Below are 16,521 nucleotides of genomic sequence, written 5' to 3'. Positions count from 1 at the left end.
GAGCAGTATCGCGCAGCCTCCGCCTGCGGTCACTCGCCAATACGGTGCCATTACACGGCGAAGGCTCTGGATCAATGCATACCGTCTTTTCAATGTCATCACTAAGCCATTGTTCTGACATTGTTTTGTCATCACCCCTCGCAATACTTGCGCCAGTTTTTCGGGGTCTGCCACGCCAGCTGCCAGGCGTGTCCGAAAGCACTTTCAGGCTCGGCGCTTGCCGGCCTTTTTTTGCGATAGGGAGAATGTCATGCGTCGTGTTCCAACACTCACCAAGGTCAGCCTGAGCACTGCTGTTCTGATGGCCATCAGCAGCCAGGCCAGCGCTGCGGTCGATGCCAAGCTGCTCGACATGCTGCGTGCCAACGGCTCGATCAACGCGGCGCAATACGCCGAGTTGAAGACCGAGCTGGACGGTGAGAAACAGGCCCAGCAAGTAGCCGCCGCCGAACAGTCGAAGAAGATGAGCGCATTCGACCAGAAAGTCGCCTGGGCCGCGAAGACCCAGATCAAGGGCGACGTACGCCTGCGCCACGAAAGCATCAATGTCGATGGCGAACGCGATGGCTCCAGCGGCGATCGCAACCAGGACCGTCAACGCATCCGCGCTCGCCTGGGTGTGTACAGCGAGATCAACCCGCAGGTCGACGCAGGCATCCGTGTCGCCACCGGCAGCAGCGCCGATGCCCGCTCCACCAACCAGAGCCTGGATGGCGCCTTCAGCAAGAAATCCATCTGGCTCGATCAGGCCTACCTGGACTGGCACCCAACGGCCGTCAAGGACCTGCACCTGATCGGCGGCAAGATGAGCCAGCCCTGGGTCAGCATGGGCGACGTGATCTGGGACGGCGATATCAACCCTGAAGGTGTGGCCGCGACCTACAAGCTGCCGTTGGGCGGCGCCGAACTGTTCGGCAGCACCGGCTACTATGTGCTGACCGACAACATCGACGGCGAAGGCCGCCAGTTCGAGCACGACCTGCGCATGTACACCGGCCAGGCAGGCGCGCGCTTCGCGCTGGGCGACAACGTCAAGATGACCCTGGGCGGCAGCGTCTATTCCTACGACAACGACAATGCGACCAACGCCGCTGCCGTACTGGCCGTCAACGGCAACGCCTCGACCGAATTCACCCTGTACGAAGGCTTCGGTCAACTGGACATCACCGGCCTGCCCCTGCCGCTGTCGATCTATGGCCAGTACGTGGTCAACGGCGATGCCGAAGCCACCGCCACCGTCGGCAAGCAGGACAATGCCTGGCTGACCGGTTTCAAGACCAAGTTCGCCGGCTTCGGCCTGGACTACAACTACCGCGACGTACAACGCAACGCCGTGGTGGGCGCGTTCACCGACTCCGACTTCGCCAACGGCTTCACTGGATCGCGCGGCCACAAGGTCAAGCTGGGCTACGAGATCGACAAGAACTTCGCCGTCGGTGCCACCTACTTCCTGGCCGAATCCGACGTCGCCAGCCGCACCCGCACCGATGCCGACGTGAACACCCTGCAGCTGGACCTGGAAGCCAAGTTCTAAGCCTACCCTGTTCGCCACGAACAAAAGGCGCAACGTGCGAGTTCATCGCACGTTGCGCCTTTTTCGTTGCCGTTGCAGCGCTCGATCAACGCTTGCGCAGAATCACGCTGCCAATCGAGTAGCCTGCGCCGAACGAGCTCAGCACGCCGATGGAGCCCGCCGCCAGGTCATCCTGATGGGTGTGCAAGGCAATCACCGAACCGGCCGAACTGGTATTGGCGTAGCGGTCGAGGATCACCGGTGCCTCCTCGACGCTGGCATCGCGGCCAAGCAGTTTCTTCACGATCAGGTGGTTCATGCTCAGGTTGGCCTGGTGCAGCCAGAAACGCTTGACGCTGTGCACCGCGATATCGTTCTGCGCCAGATGGGCGGCGATCAGCTCGGCGACCATCGGGCAGACTTCCTTGAACACCTTGCGGCCTTCCTGCACGAATAGCTTGTCATCCCCGCCCGGCCCCAGCGCTTCGGCCCGGTTGAGAAAACCGAAGTTGTTGCGAATGTTGTTGGAAAACTGGGTTTGCAGACGGGTGCTGACGATGTCGAACTGATTCGCTGAAGTCGCCAGGTCTGCACGCTCCACCAACACGGCAGTGGCCGCGTCGCCGAAGATGAAGTGGCTGTCGCGGTCACGGAAATTCAAATGCCCGGTACAGATCTCCGGGCTCACCACCAGCACCGCACGCGCCTGCCCCAGCTGCACGCTGTTGCTCGCCTGCTGGATACCGAAAGTGGCCGAAGAGCACGCCACGTTCATGTCGAAGCCGAAACCCTGGATGCCCAGCGCCTGCTGCACCTCGATGGCCATCGCCGGATAGGGACGTTGCAGGTTGGAACAGGCAACGATCACCGCGTCGACATCGGCAGCCGTACGGCCGGCCCTTTGCAAGGCTTGCTCGGCAGCGGCAACGGCCATCTGGCACAGAATCGACTGTTCTTCGTTGCTGCGTTCCGGCAGGTTGGGTTTCATCCGTTGCGGATCGAGAATGCCCGCCTTGTCCATGACGAAGCGGCTCTTGATGCCGCTGGCCTTCTCGATGAAGGCGGCGCTGGAAGGTGCCAGCGCCTGCACGTCGCCGCGCTCGATGGCGGCGGCGTTGTCCTGGTTGAACGCTTCCACGTAGGCGTTGAAAGACTCGACCAGCTCCTCGTTGGAGATGCTCTGGGCCGGTGTGTACAGGCCGGTGCCGCTGATGACGACGTTATGCACGGTCGTTCCTCTATTGTTAGGGGCAACTCATTCAGATGGACGCCGCGCAAGCCCGAGTCGAACGACCGGGCCGTACTCAGGCTTCCACTGCACTCCACTGCTTGCTCAAGCGCTTGTCCGACACCGGCACCTTGGTGCCCAACTGCTGCGCGAACAACGACACTCGATACTCCTCCAGCAGCCAGCGGTAAGCCTCCAGCTGTGGATCACGCTTGCCTTCCTGGCCATGCTTGTTCAGGCGGGCCTGGTACTGGCTCCACAGCGTGGACAGCTCGCCACTCCAGACCCGATCCTTCTGCACCTGGCTCGGCAGCTTCTCCAAGCGTAGCTCGACGGCCTTGAGCAGGCGCGGCATTTCCTTCAACCAGGCCGCCGGCGTGTCGCGCACGAAACCGGGATAGACCAGGTTGCTCAATTGCTGCTTGATGTCGTTCAACGCCACGGCATGGGTCAGATCGATCTTGCCCTTGAACCGCTTCTGCAAGCCATGCCAGAGCTTGAGAATATCCAGGGTCAGGCGCGCCACACGTTCGGCATGCTCCGCCCACGCGCCTCGCTTGCGCTCCGCCAGTGCCGCCAGCGCTACACCGTCGCGCGGCAGGTTGGTTTCCCCCTCGAGCACGCAGCTGTCCAGGCTGGCCAGCAGGATATCCTCGACCAAGCCTTCGACACGACCCAGTTCGCGGTACAGCAAACCCAACTCGGTCTGACCCGGCAACTTGCCGCGCAGGAATTTGGCCGGCTCGGCCAGTTGCTGCAGCAGCAGCCGCTGCAAGGCGCGTCGGTGCTGGTACTCGGCTTCGGCCGCTGTCGAGAAGCGTCCTTCCTTGACCGTCCCGCTTTCTTCGACCAGCGCCGGATACACCGTCATCGACAATCCGGCGATGTTCTGCTGGGTGGTCTGTTCGACCTTGGCGAACGCCTTGGCCTGCACCGGTTGCTGGCTCTTGGCGGTATTCGGCACGGCCAATGCGGCGCTGCTGGCCTCGGCAAAGCGCGCGGTCAGCTCGGCCAGGTCACGTCCTTCACCCAGAAACGTGCCTTTGCCGTCGAGCACTTCGATGTTCATACGCAGATGGCTGTCGACCTGCTGCGCGGCCTCGGCCCACGCCTCGTCGCTGACCCGCGCGCCGGTCATGCGCAGCAGTTCGCGGCCCAGGGCCTGGGGCAGCGAGCCTTCGCCGAAGGTCAGGCGCGCCAGGGCTGCGCGAACGAAGTCCGGCACCGGCACGAAGTTCTTGCGCAGGGCCTTGGGCAGGTTGCGTACCAGGGAAATGCACTTGGCTTCCAGCAGTCCCGGCACCAGCCATTCCAGGCGCTCGCCCGGCAAGGCCGGCAGCAACGGCGCCGGCACGCGCAGGGTGACGCCGTCGCGCGGGTGGTTGGGCTCGAAATGGTAGCTCAACTGCAGGCTCAGATCGCCCAGGCGCAGGGTATCGGGGTATTGCGCAGCGGTGACTTCGCTGGCCTCGCGGGCCAGCACGTCCTCTTCACGCATGATCAGCAGGTCGGGATTCTTCTGGCTGTTGACCTTGTACCAACTGTCGAACGTGGCCGTCTGGTGAATCTCGGCAGGCAGGCGCGCTTCATAGAACCCGTAAAGGGTTTCTTCGTCGGCCAGAATGTCACGCCGCCGTGCCTTGGCTTCCAGTTCATCGAGCTGCTCGAGCAGCAAACGGTTGGCCGTCAGGCACTTGGCCCGCGACTGGATCTCGCCACGTACCAGCCCTTCACGAATGAACAGCTCGCGCGACGCCACCGGGTCGATGGGTCCGAAATGCACCGGGCGCCGGCCAACCACGATCATGCCGTAGAGGGTGATCTGCTCGAACGCCACTACCTGCCCGCGCTTCTTCTCCCAATGCGGCTCGAAATGGTTCTTCTTGATCAGATGCCCAGCCAGCGGCTCGATCCAGTCCGGCTCGATCTTGGCGACCATGCGCGCATACAGCTTGGTCGTTTCGACCAGCTCGGCGGCCATCAGCCACTGCGGCTTCTTGCGCCCCATGCCGGAAGACGGATGCACCCAGAATCGTCGCTGGCGTGCGCCCAGGTAGTCGCCGTCTTCGGTTTTCTGGCCAATCTGACTGAGCAGGCCGGACAGCACCGCCTTGTGGAACTTGGGATAGTCCGCGGCTTCCTTGTTGACCTGCAATTGCAGGTCACGGCAGATCAGGCTCAACTGGCGGTGCGCATCCCGCCACTCGCGCAGGCGCAGGTAATTGAGGAACTGTTTGCGACACCAGTTGCGCAAGGCACTGGACCCCAGCTCCTGGCGCTGGGTTTCGAAACCACGCCACAGATTGACCAGCGCGGCGAAATCCGAGTCGGCATCCTTCCATTGCGCGTGGGCCTGGTCGGCGGCCTGCTGGCGCTCGGGCGGACGCTCGCGCGGATCCTGCACCGAGAGCACGCTGGCGATGATCAGCACTTCCTGCAGACTGCCCTGACGCGCGCCTTCGAGCAGCATGCGCCCCAGCCGCGGGTCGATCGGCAGGCGTGCGAGCTGTCGGCCCATCGGCGTGAGCTGGTTCTCGCGGTTGACCGCCGACAGCTCCTGCAGCAGGTTGAAACCATCGCTGATGGCCTTGCCATCGGGCGGCTCGATGAACGGGAACTGGTCGATTTCGCCCAGACGCAGGTGCAGCATCTGCAGGATCACCGCTGCCAGGTTGGTGCGCAGGATCTCCGGATCGGTGAATTCGGGACGGGCGAGAAAATCCTCTTCGCTGAACAGGCGGATACAGATGCCCGGCTCGACCCGCCCACAGCGACCCTTGCGCTGGTTGGCGCTGGCCTGGGACACCGCCTCGATCGGCAGGCGCTGGACCTTGGCCCGGTAGCTGTAGCGACTGATGCGCGCGGTGCCGCTGTCAATCACGTAGCGAATGCCCGGCACGGTCAGTGAGGTTTCCGCCACGTTGGTGGCCAGGACCACGCGGCGCCCTGGGTGGGACTGAAAAATGCGCTGCTGCTCGGCCGGCGACAGGCGCGCGTACAGCGGCAGGATTTCCGTGTGCTTGAGCTGGGCCTTGCGCAACATGTCGGCGGCATCGCGAATCTCGCGCTCGCCGGGCAGGAACACCAGCACATCGCCCGGCGTCTTGCGCTCGCTGCGCTCGAAGGCGGCGATTTCGTCGAGTGCCGCCAGGATCGCCTGGTCGACGGTCAGGTCGTTCTCGATCTGATTGCCTTCCTCGTCCTGCTCGGCGGTCAGCGGTCTGTACCAGGTGTCCACCGGAAAGGTACGCCCGGACACCTCGATGATCGGCGCATCGTCGAAATGCTCCGAGAAGCGCTGCAGATCGATGGTGGCCGAAGTAATGATGACCTTGAGGTCGGGACGCCGTGGCAGCAGGGTCTTCAGGTAGCCCAGCAGAAAATCGATGTTCAGGCTTCGCTCGTGGGCCTCGTCGACGATAATGGTGTCGTAGCGTTCGAGGAAACGGTCGTGCTGGGTCTCGGCCAGCAGGATGCCATCGGTCATCAGCTTGACCAGGGTATTGGCATCGCTCTGGTCTTCGAAGCGCACCTGGTAACCCACCAACCCGCCCAGCGGTGTGGCCAACTCCTCGGCAACACGGCTGGCCACACTGCGCGCAGCGATCCGCCGTGGCTGGGTATGAGCAATGAGGCCATGCTGGCCGCGGCCCATTTCCAGGCAGATCTTGGGCAACTGGGTGGTTTTGCCCGAGCCGGTTTCGCCGGCGATGATCAGCACCTGGTGCTCGGCGAGAATCTTCTTGATCTCGTCGCGCTTGGCGGCAATGGGCAGGCTGTCGTCATAGCGTACGGTCGGCACGCTCAGGCGCCGTGCCTCGACGCGGGCGAACGAGGCCTGGACTTTCTCGACCCACTGGCCAAGCTTCGCCTCGTCGGGCCGCTTGCGCAGTTCATGCAACTGCCGGCGCAGCCGGTGGCGGTCGCCGATCATGGCCTGGTCGAGGTTTTTCAGAAGCTGGTCAATCGAAGCGGTTTGGTCGGTCATCAGGTACGCAGAGGTCTTGGTAGGGTACGTCGAAGGTCACACCCCGCGATTGTCGCAGATTTGCGGGGGTCGTGTCGGCAGCCCCCGCTATCCGACAGGGCTCAAGCCGATTTCTTGATGCCCAGCTTCTTCATTTCCTCGTCGCGCAGTTCGCGCCGCAGGATCTTGCCGACGTTGGTGGTCGGCAGTACGTCGCGGAACTCCACGGTGCGCGGCACCTTGTAGGCCGTGACGTTGGCGCGCATGTGCTCCATGACCTTTTCCTTGGTCAAAGTGACACCTGGCTTGACCACGACGAAGATCTTGATCGACTCGCCGGACTTCTCGTCCGGTATGCCGATGGCCGCACACTGCAACACGCCCGGCAGGGTCGCGAGAACATCCTCCAGCTCGTTGGGGTACACGTTGAAGCCCGAGACCAGGATCATGTCCTTCTTGCGATCGACGATACGCATGTAGCCGTCGGGCTGAATCAGCGCGATGTCGCCAGTCTTCAGCCAGCCCTGCGCATCGAGGATCTCGGCGGTGGCGTCCTGGCGCTGCCAGTAACCCTTCATGACCTGCGGGCCCTTGATGCACAGTTCGCCGATCTCACCCAACGGCAGCTCTTCGCCCGCATCGTTGATGATCTTGGCCAGCGTGGACGGCACCGGAATGCCGATGGTGCCGATCTGGATGCGCTGGTTGGGGTTCACCGTGGCCACCGGGCTGGTTTCGGTCATGCCGTAACCTTCGCAGATGGCGCAGCCGGTTACCTCTTTCCAGCGCTCGGCCGCCGCCAGTTGCAGGGCCATGCCGCCCGACAGAGTGACTTTCAGGGCCGAGAAGTCGAGTTTGCGGAACGCTTCGTTATTGCACAGGGCCACGAACAGCGTGTTGAGCCCGACGAAGCCGCTGAACTTCCACTTCGAAAGCTCCTTGACCATCGCCTGCAGGTCGCGTGGGTTGCTGATCAGCACGTTGTGATTGCCGATCAGCATCATGGCCATGCAGTGAAAGGTGAAGGCGTAGATATGGTAGAGGGGCAGCGGCGTGATCAGCACTTCGCAACCTTCGTCCAGGTTGGACCCCATCAAGGCCTTGCACTGCAACATGTTGGCGACCAGGTTGCGATGGGTGAGCATCGCACCCTTGGCCACGCCCGTAGTGCCGCCGGTGTACTGCAACACGGCCACTTCCGAGCTGGCTGGATTGGCCTCGTTGACGGTCTGGCCGCGGCCCTTGCTCAACACGTCGTTGAACTTCACCGCCCGTGGCAGGTGATAGGCCGGCACCATCTTCTTCACGTACTTGATCACGCTGTTGACCAACAGCCGCTTGAGCGGCGGCAAGAGGTCGGCAACTTCAGTGACGATGACGTGGCGGACGGCCGTCTTGGGTACGACTTTTTCCGCCAGATGCGCCATGTTGGCCAGGCACACCAGCGCCTTGGCGCCGGAGTCCTTGAACTGGTGTTCCATTTCCCGCGCGGTATACAGCGGGTTGGTATTGACCACCACCAGGCCTGCGCGAATGGCGCCGAAGACCGCGACCGGATACTGCAGAACGTTGGGCAACTGCACCGCGATGCGGTCACCCGGCACCAAGTCGGTGTTGCGCTGCAGATACGCGGCAAAGGCACCGGACAGCTCATACAGCTCGCCGTAGGTGAGGGTCTTGCCCAGGTTGGTGAACGCTGGCTTGTCGGCGAAGCGCTGGCAGGACTGCTTGAGCACCGCCTGGATATTGGGATACATGTCTGGATCGATATCCGCTGCGATCCCAGCTGGATACTTATCCTTCCAGAAATTTTCGATCATGGAAGCCCACTCCTCCAGCGCCAGCGAATCTTCACCGCATTCGATGCGATTATTATTGATATGTCAGCACGCCCGATACAGGTCGAATGCCGCAAAGCGCGCCGAGAGTAGCAGCTTTGCCATGAGGCGCCTAGAGGTCGAAGGTGGCCAGACGGTCACTATTGTGACCGGATTGGCAGCTCCGGTCACACTCGATTTCCGCTTGCGATGCCCACGATCCAGGGCATTCAATACGGGTCAACCGTCGCGAAGTTCTCGCCGCAGGATCTTGCCCACCGGCGTCATCGGCAAGGCATCGCGCAGGACGATTTCCCGTGGCAGCTTGTAGCCGGTGAAGTTGGCCTTGCAGTAGGCCATGAGTTCAGCCGTGGTCAGCTGTGGATCACGGGCCACCACGAACAGCTTGACCGCCTCGCCGGAGCGCTCGTCCGCTATGCCAATGGCCGCGCAGTTGGCCACCTGCGGATGAGCCATGACCACGTCCTCGATCTCGTTGGGGTAGACGTTGAAACCGGAAACGATGATCAGGTCTTTCTTGCGGTCGACGATACGCACGTAGCCATCGGGATCGATGACGGCGATGTCGCCGGTCTTGAACCAGCCTTGCGCGTCCAGTGCCTCGGCGGTCGCTTCGGGTTGCTGCCAGTAGCCGCGCATTACCTGTGGTCCCTGGATGCATAGCTCACCGCGCTCGCCCAGCGGCAACTCGGCCCCTTGGTCGTCGATCACCTTCAGCGCCGTGCCGACCACGGGAATGCCGACGCTGCCGATGCGCGCGCTCTGGCCGTAGGGGTTGGTGCAGGCCACCGGCGATGTCTCGGTCAGGCCATAGCCTTCGACGATGCGGCAGCCGGTCATGCTTTCCCAGCGCTCGGCCGTGGCCTTGACCAGCGCCGTGCCACCGGAGTTGGTGACCTTCAGATGGGAGAAGTCCAGCGAACGGAACGTGGGGTGCTCCATCAAGGCCACGAACAGGGTGTTGAGACCCAGCAACGCGGTGAACTTCCACTTCTTCAGTTCCTTGATGAAGGCGCCGATGTCGCGGGGGTTGGTGATAAGCACGTTATGGTTGCCGGTGACCATCATGCACAGGCAGTTCGCGGTGAACGCATACACGTGGTACAGCGGCAGGGGCGCGATCATCACCTCGAAGCCTTCCCGCAGGATCGGCTGCCCCTGCTCGTCGAGCTGTCGAAAACAGGCCCGTACCTGCTGCATGTTGGCGACCAGATTGCCATGGGTGAGCATGGCGCCCTTGGCCAGGCCAGTGGTGCCGCCGGTGTATTGCAGCACGGCAAGGTCATCGAGCGTGAGCGCCACCGAGCGTGGCGAATGCGCTGCGCCTTGGGCCAATACCGATTTGAACGACATTGCCAGGGGTAAACGGTACGCGGGCACGCGCTTCTTGACCTTGCTCACCAGCGTGTTGACCAGCCAGCCCTTGGCGCTGGGCATCAGATCGCCCAAGCGAGCTTCGATCAGGTAATCGAGCTTCGTATCGGGCAGCACCTGCTCGACCTTGTCACCGAACAGATTCAAATAGACCAGTGCTCGGGCACCGGAATCACAGAACTGATGACGCATCTCGCGTGCGGTATATAAAGGGTTGGTGTTGACCACCACCAGGCCCGCGCGCAATGCGCCGAACACTGCGATGGGGTATTGCAGAACGTTGGGCAACTGCACGGCGATGCGGTCGCCGGGCACCAGGTCGGTGTGCTGCTGCAGCCAGCAGGCGAACGCGGCACAGTGCCGGTCGAGCTCGGCATAGCTCAGGGTCACGCCCATGTTGCTGAAGGCCGGACGCTGGGCAAAAGTGCTACAGGAGCGGTCGAAGACATCGACGATGGAGGTGAATTCACCAACGGGAAGGGTATGGGGGACGCCGGGTGGGCGCTTGTCGTTCCAGAAATCAGGATGCATTATTATTGTCCTCTGATTCGAAGCCCGCCCGGCCATTGCGCCTGCGGTATGCTGCCGACGTTAGCAGCTGCCGCAACCGACGCAAATGCGCACGACCCGCCTGTTAACATCGTGAATCTATTTGACGCGGCCATGACCGTCGCCAAACCAAGGACCTATCGCCCATGACCCAAGTCACCAATACCCCGTACGAAGCGCTCGAGGTTGGCCAGACCGCCAGTTTCAGCAAAACCGTGCAGGAGCGCGACATCCAGTTGTTCGCCGCGATGTCGGGCGACCACAACCCGGTTCACCTCGACGCCGAGTTCGCCGCCAGCAGCATGTTCAAGGAGCGCATCGCCCATGGCATGTTCAGTGGGGCGCTGATCAGCGCCGCGGTGGCCTGCGAGTTGCCCGGACCAGGCACCATCTACCTGGGGCAGCAGATGAGCTTCCAGAAGCCGGTGAAACTGGGCGACACCTTGACGGTGCGCCTGGAAATCCTCGAAAAGCTGCCAAAGTTTCGTGTCCGCATCGCCACCCGGGTGTTCAACCAGCGCGATGAACTCGTGGTCGACGGCGAGGCGGAAATCCTCGCCCCTCGCAAGCAGCAGACCGTGACCCTGGTCAGCCCGCCACCGATCAGCATCGGCTAGGCGACCTCTCAGCGCTTCTTCGGCTTCTTGGCTTTTTTCCGCGCCTTGGCCGGGCTCAATGGCAGCGCCTGCTCGAATGCCTGGCGCATCTCGTCGAGACGTTTGTCCTTGAGGTCATGGATGCGCTTGCCGCGTTCGCTGGCAAAATCGATCAGGTTGTCGTCTTGGCTCATGGCAGTCGGGTCGGATGGCAAGAAAGAGTGGCCCATGATGCAGCGCGCGAACGGCGCTGACTAGACCTGGATGTCGACCCACAAGCCTTGGCGCGGCGGGTCCTCGACCAAAGGTGCCACTGGAACCGTATTGTCGGCGTTCAGCGAGTCACCCGGCACCGGTGCGTGCTCGTCCGGCTCCGGCGGCCGACCTTCGCGCTGGCGTCGTCGTTGCTCTTCGCGCAGCAGCAACGCCGTTTGATCGGCATCGTGATGACGCAGGTCGATGGCGGTTTCATTGGAGCCCGGCTGTGCCGGCGCCACAGGTGCGATGCTGGGCGTGGGCTTGACCGGGTCCAGTTGCGAGGTCACCGGCACGACGCTGATCGGAATCAGGGGCGGAATCATGGGGGAAGTCTCCTAATCCAAGGTTGTCGGCCGCCACCGTGGCAACTTGAGACATTTTGTCGCACTCGTCTTGGCTGCAGCAACGCGGTTGCAATCGCCCGTCTCCCCTGACAACAGGTGAAAAAATCCCCTCGCCCCTTTATAGTGTTCGGTCTTCGTTTCACTTCCAGTAGCCGAGCCCCATGTCCGAGCCACGCAAGATTCTCGTCACCAGCGCCCTGCCCTATGCCAACGGTTCCATTCACCTTGGCCACATGCTGGAGTATATCCAGACCGATATGTGGGTGCGCTTCCAGAAGCATCGCGGCAATCAGTGCATCTATGTCTGTGCAGATGACGCCCATGGCTCGGCCATCATGCTGCGGGCGGAAAAGGAAGGCATCACGCCTGAACAGCTGATCGCCAACGTCAAGGCCGAGCACAGCGCCGACTTCGCCGACTTCCTGGTGGACTTCGACAATTTCCACTCCACCCACAGCGAAGAAAACCGCGAGCTGTCGAGCGAAATCTACCTCAAGCTGCGCGAGGCCGGTCATATCGCCCAGCGCTCGGTCACCCAGTATTTCGACCCGCAGAAGCAGATGTTCCTGGCCGACCGCTTCATCAAGGGCACATGCCCCAAGTGCGCGGCCGCCGATCAATACGGTGACAACTGCGAGAAATGCGGCGCCACCTACGCGCCTACCGAGCTCAAGGATCCGAAATCGGCGATCTCCGGCGCCACGCCCGTGCTCAAGGATTCCCAGCATTTCTTCTTCAAGCTGCCTGATTTCCAGCAGATGCTCGAAGGCTGGACCCGCAGCGGCACCCTGCAGGACGCCGTGGCCAACAAGATCGCCGAATGGCTCGACGCCGGCCTGCAGGAGTGGGACATCTCCCGCGACGCACCTTACTTCGGCTTCGAGATTCCAGGCGAGCCCGGCAAGTACTTCTATGTGTGGCTGGATGCGCCAATTGGCTACATGGCCAGCTTCAGAAACCTCTGCGCCCGTCGTCCTGAACTGGACTTCGACGCGTACTGGGGCAAGGATTCGACAGCCGAGCTGTACCACTTCATCGGCAAGGACATCATCAATTTCCATGCGCTGTTCTGGCCAGCCATGCTCGAAGGCGCAGGCTATCGCAAGCCGACCGCGCTCAACGTGCACGGCTTCCTGACGGTCAATGGCGAGAAGATGTCCAAGTCCCGGGGCACGTTCATCAAGGCCCGCACCTACCTGGATCACCTGGCGCCCGAATACCTGCGCTATTACTTCGCATCCAAGCTGGGCCGTGGCGTGGATGACCTGGACGTCAACCTCGACGACTTTGTGCAGAAGGTCAACTCCGACCTGGTGGGCAAGGTGGTCAACATCGCCAGCCGTTGTGCCGGTTTCGTGCACAAGGGCAACAACGGCGTATTGGTCGCTGCCAATGCCGCACCGGAGCTGACCCAGGCTTTCCTGGAAGCGACGCCCAGCATCGCCGAAGCCTACGAAGTGCGCGATTTCGCTCGCGCCATGCGCGAAATCATGGCATTGGCCGACCGTGCCAATGCCTGGATCGCCGAAAAAGCGCCCTGGTCGCTGGCCAAGCAGGACGGCCGCGCCGACGAAGTACAGGCCGTCTGCGCAGTGGGTATCAACCTGTTCCGCCAGTTGATCATCTTCCTCAAGCCAGTCCTGCCCGAGCTGGCACGTGAGGCGGAACGCTTCCTCAATGTCGAGCCGTTGACCTGGAACGATCACGCCACCTGGCTCGCCGATCACTCGCTCAACCCCTTCCAGGCGTTGATGACGCGCATTGACCCGATCAAGGTGCTGGCAATGACCGACGCGTCCAAGCAGGACCTCGCCGCTGCGCAGGACCCTGCCGCCCCGGCACCGGCCACCGGTAACGGCGAGCTGGCCAAGGAGCCGTTGGCCGCCGAAATCGACTTCGATGCCTTTGCGGCGGTCGATCTGCGCGTGGCCTTGATCCTCAAGGCCGAAGCGGTCGAAGGCGCGGACAAGCTGCTGCGCTTGACCCTCGACATCGGTGATGAACAGCGCAATGTCTTTTCCGGGATCAAGAGCGCCTATCCGGATCCGGCCGCGCTGGAAGGTCGACTGACCATGATGATTGCCAACCTCAAGCCTCGCAAGATGCGCTTCGGCATCTCCGAGGGCATGGTCATGGCCGCTGGCCCCGGCGACAAGGAAATCTACCTGCTCAGCCCCGACAGCGGCGCCAAGCCGGGCCAGCGCATCAAATAGGTTCCTGGCCAAAGCGCCTCGCCGCTCTTCTTGCACGCAAGACGTGCGGCGGGACCGCTACCTATCTCACCTTCGCAAACTGCCCTTGCGCAGTCCGGCTGCCCATGAACCTGATCGAACGCATCGACGCATTGTTGCCACAGACTCAGTGCGGCAAATGTGGCCATGCCGGCTGCAAGCCCTATGCGGCCGGCATCATGGCAGGCGAGCCGATCAACCGTTGCCCGCCCGGGGGTGAAGCGACCATCGCCGCCCTGGCGCAACTGCTCCAGCTACCCGTTTTGCCGCTGGACGCGCAACGGGGCACGGCCCCTGCACAGATCGCCTACATACGCGAAGCGGAGTGCATCGGCTGCACCAAGTGCATCCAGGCCTGCCCGGTGGATGCCATTCTTGGCGCCGCCAAATTGATGCACAGCGTGCTGGTGGACGAATGCACCGGGTGCGATCTGTGCGTTGCGCCCTGCCCCGTCGACTGCATCGAGATGCGCCCTGCGCCGGCATCGGCGTTCACTTCAGTGGCGAGCGATCCTGCTTGCAGCCCGCAGCAGCAACGCGTTCGGCTGCGCACACGCGATCGCGCCCGACAACGCTACGAAGCTCGCAACCAGCGCCTGCAAAGTACCCAGAGTGCACGACAGGCCGAGCGTTCGCTCAAGCTTGAGCGACCCTCTACCGTCGTAGCGCCACCGCCCCCGGCCTTGTCGGCGATCGAACGGATCAAGGCGGCCAAGGCAAGTGATAGCGACAGTGCCCTGAAACAAGCGAAGATCGCCGTGGCCATGACTCGCGCGCAGCTGGTGAAGACCCAGAAGGCTTTCGTGACTCCACCCACGTTCGACCAGTACCTCATACTCGACGCCTTGAATCGCGAGCATGAGGCTGCCGAACGCCAGCTCGCTGCACTGCAACCCCTCTAGCCCAGCCTGTGAAGGACCTATCACCTCGATGAACGCCACCAAACGCCAGGAAATCTTCCGCCGGCTGCATGAAGACAATCCGGAGCCCAAGACGGAACTGGCCTATGGTTCACCTTTCGAACTGCTGATCGCCGTGATTCTTTCTGCGCAATCCACCGATGTTGGGGTCAACAAGGCCACGGCGAAGTTGTTCCCCGTGGCGCCGACGCCCCAGGCGATGTATGCGCTGGGTGTCGAAGGGCTGTCGGGCTACATCAAGACCATCGGCCTCTATAACAGCAAGGCGCGCAACGTCATCGAGACCTGCCGCTTGCTCGTCGAGCGGCACGAGGGCGAGGTGCCGCAAACCCGCGAGGCCCTCGAAGCGCTGCCCGGCGTCGGACGCAAGACCGCCAACGTGGTGCTCAACACGGCATTTCGGCAACTGACCATGGCGGTCGACACACACATATTCCGCGTCAGCAACCGAACCGGAATCGCACCGGGCAAGAATGTGGTGGAGGTCGAACAGAAATTGATGAAGTTCGTGCCCCGCCCTTACCTGCTGGACTCGCACCATTGGCTGATCCTGCACGGCCGCTATGTTTGCCAGGCGCGCAAGCCACGCTGCGGCAGTTGCCGTATCGAAGACCTGTGTGAATACAAGCACAAGACCAGCGACGATTGAGGCGGCCTGTAGAATCTCATCTCTCGATTGAAAAAATCTTTTTTACGCCGTCTTCGAATATCGCTATAAGGTCCGCCAATGGCAGCCTATGCCTGGAGCGGACGTCATGAGTACCGATAAAGAAGCGCTGGAAACGGAAGACGACTTCATCACTGTAGACAGTGAAGACGCCGAGCCCGTCGTCGAACCCGTCAAGAGCAACCTGAGCAAGCGGCGTACGATCGACAACCTGCTCGAGGAAAGACGCCTGCAACGACAGTTGGCGGACTACGATTTCGACCTGTAGCGCACGATGCGCCCACCTACCTCTCGAGGTCAGGCCAGGCCGTTGCGCTGAGCCAATTCGATCAGATCGACCAGCGAGCGCGCATTGAGCTTTTGCAGCAAGCGCGTCTTGTAGGTACTTACGGTCTTGTTGCTCAGGAACATGCCATCGGCAATCTGCTTGTTCGACTTGCCCTTGGCCAGTTGCTGCAACACCATCATTTCCCGCCCGGACAGGCGGTCCACCATGTCGGCTTCCGAGGCATTGCCAAGGCTTGCGCGCACCGAGTGCAGCGCCTGGTTGGGGAAATAGCTGTAGCCAGACAGCACGGCCTTGATCGCACTGAGCAACTCGGTGAGGTCCTGCTGCTTGCACACGTAGCCCGCCGCACCCGCCTGCATGCAGCGCATGGAGAAATGCCCCGGCGCCTGGGAGGTCAGCACCAGCACCTTGAGTTGAGGCTCACTCACTGTCAGCCGGCTGATCACTTCCAGCCCATCGAGCTTGGGAATCCCGATGTCGAGAATGACGATGTCCGGGGCATGGTCACGGGCCAGTTGCAGCGCGTCGACACCGTTGTCGGTCTCGGCCACGACCTCGTAGCCATGGCGCTCCATCAGCAGCCGCACGGCGAGGCGAATGACCGGATGATCGTCCACGATCAGCACTTTATTCATGGGAGGATCCAATTTTTCGCTGTTCGAATTCTAGAGCCCGCACATTACCCCAGACGCTTGCCGTCATGGACGGCTCAGAATCTGGGCAGGCAATAACTAAGACACTTCCTAC

Annotated in this window: 12 protein-coding genes and 1 pseudogene; 6 read left to right on the top strand and 7 right to left on the bottom strand. The window is 62.1% G+C overall.

Features of this window, described 5'->3' with window-relative positions:
* Window positions 1–250: 250 nt before the first annotated feature.
* On the top strand, window positions 251–1,534 hold the full coding sequence (locus LT40_RS05425) for a putative porin (RefSeq protein WP_043187348.1): 1,284 nt from the start codon (window positions 251–253) through the stop codon (window positions 1,532–1,534).
* A gap of 85 nt (window positions 1,535–1,619) precedes the next feature.
* On the opposite strand, the gene LT40_RS05420 is transcribed toward LT40_RS05425, so the two are convergent.
* From LT40_RS05420 to fadD2, 4 genes are all read right to left on the bottom strand, one after another.
* Window positions 1,620–2,741: a beta-ketoacyl-ACP synthase III gene (locus LT40_RS05420; protein WP_043187345.1), complete on the bottom strand. Its 1,122-nt coding sequence runs from the start codon at window positions 2,739–2,741 to the stop codon at window positions 1,620–1,622.
* 76 nt (window positions 2,742–2,817) lie between these two features.
* A complete protein-coding gene (hrpA, locus tag LT40_RS05415) occupies window positions 2,818–6,729 on the bottom strand; it encodes an ATP-dependent RNA helicase HrpA (protein ID WP_043187343.1) in 3,912 nt (1,303 codons plus the stop codon).
* A 101-nt stretch (window positions 6,730–6,830) separates the two neighbouring features.
* Entirely contained in the window at window positions 6,831–8,528 is a 1,698-nt protein-coding gene (gene fadD1, locus LT40_RS05410) for a long-chain-fatty-acid--CoA ligase FadD1 (RefSeq protein WP_043187341.1), read from the bottom strand.
* A gap of 237 nt (window positions 8,529–8,765) precedes the next feature.
* Window positions 8,766–10,451 (bottom strand): long-chain-fatty-acid--CoA ligase FadD2, encoded by a 1,686-nt coding sequence (gene fadD2, locus LT40_RS05405; protein ID WP_043187338.1) that lies wholly within the window; start codon window positions 10,449–10,451, stop codon window positions 8,766–8,768.
* A 164-nt stretch (window positions 10,452–10,615) separates the two neighbouring features.
* On the opposite strand from fadD2, the gene LT40_RS05400 reads away from it, so the two are divergent.
* The gene (locus LT40_RS05400) at window positions 10,616–11,086 is read left to right on the top strand and encodes a MaoC family dehydratase (RefSeq protein WP_043187336.1); all 471 of its coding nucleotides are present in this window, start codon (window positions 10,616–10,618) and stop codon (window positions 11,084–11,086) included.
* A gap of 8 nt (window positions 11,087–11,094) precedes the next feature.
* On the opposite strand, the gene LT40_RS21715 is transcribed toward LT40_RS05400, so the two are convergent.
* Window positions 11,095–11,259: a hypothetical protein gene (locus tag LT40_RS21715; RefSeq protein ID WP_167335516.1), complete on the bottom strand. Its 165-nt coding sequence runs from the start codon at window positions 11,257–11,259 to the stop codon at window positions 11,095–11,097.
* Between the two features lie 60 nt (window positions 11,260–11,319).
* Entirely contained in the window at window positions 11,320–11,646 is a 327-nt protein-coding gene (locus LT40_RS05395) for a hypothetical protein (protein WP_043187333.1), read from the bottom strand.
* A gap of 182 nt (window positions 11,647–11,828) precedes the next feature.
* On the opposite strand from LT40_RS05395, the gene metG reads away from it, so the two are divergent.
* The 4 genes and pseudogenes from metG (at window position 11,829) to LT40_RS05375 (ending at window position 15,753) form a co-directional block, all read left to right on the top strand.
* Entirely contained in the window at window positions 11,829–13,880 is a 2,052-nt protein-coding gene (gene metG / locus LT40_RS05390) for a methionine--tRNA ligase (RefSeq protein ID WP_043187329.1), read from the top strand.
* Between the two features lie 104 nt (window positions 13,881–13,984).
* Window positions 13,985–14,791: pseudogene (locus tag LT40_RS05385) on the top strand (RnfABCDGE type electron transport complex subunit B); the annotation flags it as partial.
* Between the two features lie 37 nt (window positions 14,792–14,828).
* Window positions 14,829–15,467: an endonuclease III gene (gene nth, locus LT40_RS05380; RefSeq protein ID WP_043193323.1), complete on the top strand. Its 639-nt coding sequence runs from the start codon at window positions 14,829–14,831 to the stop codon at window positions 15,465–15,467.
* Between the two features lie 106 nt (window positions 15,468–15,573).
* Complete coding sequence (locus tag LT40_RS05375; RefSeq protein ID WP_043187326.1) at window positions 15,574–15,753, top strand: PA3496 family putative envelope integrity protein; 180 nt, start codon at window positions 15,574–15,576, stop codon at window positions 15,751–15,753.
* A gap of 29 nt (window positions 15,754–15,782) precedes the next feature.
* Here LT40_RS05375 and LT40_RS05370 read toward each other — a convergent pair whose 3' ends face one another.
* A complete protein-coding gene (locus tag LT40_RS05370) occupies window positions 15,783–16,409 on the bottom strand; it encodes a response regulator transcription factor (protein WP_043187324.1) in 627 nt (208 codons plus the stop codon).
* Window positions 16,410–16,521: the final 112 nt, after the last annotated feature.

This window comes from Pseudomonas rhizosphaerae (assembly GCF_000761155.1).
Lineage (GTDB): Bacteria > Pseudomonadota > Gammaproteobacteria > Pseudomonadales > Pseudomonadaceae > Aquipseudomonas > Aquipseudomonas rhizosphaerae.
Note: the sequence above shows the minus strand (reverse complement) of the source record. Positions and strands in the feature narration are given on the sequence as shown.

Coding starts and splice junctions, on each gene's coding strand:
- nth (WP_043193323.1), top strand. CDS start 14,829: ATGAACGCCACCAAACGCCAGGAAATCTTCCGCCGGCTGCATGAAGAC.
- fadD1 (WP_043187341.1), bottom strand. CDS start 8,528: ATGATCGAAAATTTCTGGAAGGATAAGTATCCAGCTGGGATCGCAGCG.
- LT40_RS05375 (WP_043187326.1), top strand. CDS start 15,574: ATGAGTACCGATAAAGAAGCGCTGGAAACGGAAGACGACTTCATCACT.
- LT40_RS05370 (WP_043187324.1), bottom strand. CDS start 16,409: ATGAATAAAGTGCTGATCGTGGACGATCATCCGGTCATTCGCCTCGCC.
- hrpA (WP_043187343.1), bottom strand. CDS start 6,729: ATGACCGACCAAACCGCTTCGATTGACCAGCTTCTGAAAAACCTCGAC.
- LT40_RS21715 (WP_167335516.1), bottom strand. CDS start 11,259: ATGAGCCAAGACGACAACCTGATCGATTTTGCCAGCGAACGCGGCAAG.
- metG (WP_043187329.1), top strand. CDS start 11,829: ATGTCCGAGCCACGCAAGATTCTCGTCACCAGCGCCCTGCCCTATGCC.
- LT40_RS05425 (WP_043187348.1), top strand. CDS start 251: ATGCGTCGTGTTCCAACACTCACCAAGGTCAGCCTGAGCACTGCTGTT.
- fadD2 (WP_043187338.1), bottom strand. CDS start 10,451: ATGCATCCTGATTTCTGGAACGACAAGCGCCCACCCGGCGTCCCCCAT.
- LT40_RS05400 (WP_043187336.1), top strand. CDS start 10,616: ATGACCCAAGTCACCAATACCCCGTACGAAGCGCTCGAGGTTGGCCAG.
- LT40_RS05395 (WP_043187333.1), bottom strand. CDS start 11,646: ATGATTCCGCCCCTGATTCCGATCAGCGTCGTGCCGGTGACCTCGCAA.